This window comes from Paenibacillus anseongensis, from assembly GCF_009757995.1.
GTDB classification, from domain to species: domain Bacteria; phylum Bacillota; class Bacilli; order Paenibacillales; family NBRC-103111; genus Paenibacillus_E; species Paenibacillus_E chondroitinus.
Genome location: NZ_WSEM01000040.1, coordinates 1 through 1,581 on the forward strand (window position 1 = coordinate 1; position 1,581 = coordinate 1,581).

A 1,581-nucleotide genomic window follows, 5' to 3' on the forward strand; every position below is an offset into this window, starting at 1 on the left:
AGTAATAAGGTAACCATTACTTTAATAAACAGGGGTTCTAATGCGTCCAAAAAATCGAATTGTACCTGAAAGAACAATTTATTTTCGTCCTGAAATTACGAATTGTCCTCACTGCGAGGCAAAACTTACACGAGCACATGCTGCATGGAAAAAGAAAATTGCTACTTTACAAGGCGTAATTTTTGCATGGAGCATGTCCTACCGCTGCCCAAACCAGCAATGTCTTCATTTCGGTGCGCTTTTCCGATCCGCAGAAGCAGAAAAACTCTGCATGAAATTCACAACATACGGTTTCGATGTGTTGTGTCTTGTTGGAGAACTTCGGTTTAAACAACATATGACACGTCAAGAAATTGCTGACGAACTAAACCGCCTCGGTGTCAAAACGACAGATCGAAACGCGCAGATGCTGTACGAGCGGTATCTTGCACTACTTGGGGCAAGTGTTGATCAACATGTCCGTGAAGTATTAAAAAGCGTTTCTGAACAAAACGGAGGTTTACTGCTATCCATGGACGGTGTTCAACCTGAGAAGGGGAATGAAACACTTTATGTAATTCGTGAAGTGTTCAGTGGCACTGTACTGAGCGCGAAAAATTTAAAGAGTAGCTCTTCTGAAGAACTACAAAATCTAATTCGTCCCATCGTCGAGCTTGGTTATCCTATTATTGGCATTGTGAGTGATGGACAACAGTCTATTCGTCTAGCATTTGAAACCTTGCTGCCCCATGTTCCTTACCAATATTGTCAATACCATTACCTGAAAGACATTGCAAAACCTGCTGTAGACCTAGATCGAAAACTTAAAACAGAGATCAAGAAGAGCCTTCGTGGGATTCGAGAAATTGAACGAAAAATAGAATCTCAGAACTCCGTAGAAACCGAGGTAGCTAAGGGGTACATTGCCTCAGTACGGTCTCTGCTGCTAGAAGACGGAAATCCGCCGCTGGATCTGCCAGGAATGCGAATTTACCAAAATGCCAAAGCCATTCAGGCCTCACTGGAACAGTGCCTGAGTAAAAAAGGGGCCCTCCATACTTCAAGACATCGTCAGAATATTCAGTAAACTCAATACATTCGAGCATCAATTTCAGGAAGTTTGCCGATGGATGGATCCAATTCGGCGCATCGTCTTCGCGTTAGAACCGGCTAAAGATAAATCCAGCAGCACGGTGCGTAAGGAAATGGAAGCTATTCTAGAGTGGTTATGGAGAACTTACGACAGGGATACAGATGTTTCCATGGTAAAGAATGTGACGAGTTACACAAAGGGTTTCTGGAAAGGTTTATTTTCTTGTTACAATCATGGCCACTTACCTCGAACAAACAATGATCTTGAACGGTTTTTCAGGCAGACGAAGACCCGTCATCGACGGATGACAGGCCGTCGGAGCTGGAATGAATACATACTTCGCAATGGAGAGTACGTAGTACTTGTTGATGATGCATTACAACAGGAAGACTTAACGAATAGGTTAAGTCTTGTTTCGTATGAAAATTACAAACAACAAAAAGAACGCTGGAACAACAGACTGAACGAAAGTGTGCTGCGGAGAAGATTTAGAAAAGATCCCCTAGCAT

2 protein-coding genes are annotated in these 1,581 nt (G+C 42.8%); both read left to right on the top strand.

What is annotated here, in order from left to right:
- The first annotated feature begins 40 nt into the window (after nt 1-40).
- Nucleotides 41-1,066, top strand: a complete 1,026-nt coding sequence (locus GON05_RS38215; protein WP_157326713.1) for a transposase — start codon at nt 41-43, stop codon at nt 1,064-1,066.
- Nucleotides 1,067-1,109: 43 nt separating this feature from the next.
- A partial coding sequence (locus GON05_RS38220; RefSeq protein ID WP_157326714.1) for an IS66 family transposase occupies nt 1,110-1,581 on the top strand: 472 nt, incomplete at its 3' end.

What these genes read in the sequence shown, in the direction of transcription:
- GON05_RS38215 (WP_157326713.1), top strand. Translation starts at nt 41, where the DNA reads ATGCGTCCAAAAAATCGAATTGTACCTGAAAGAACAATTTATTTTCGT.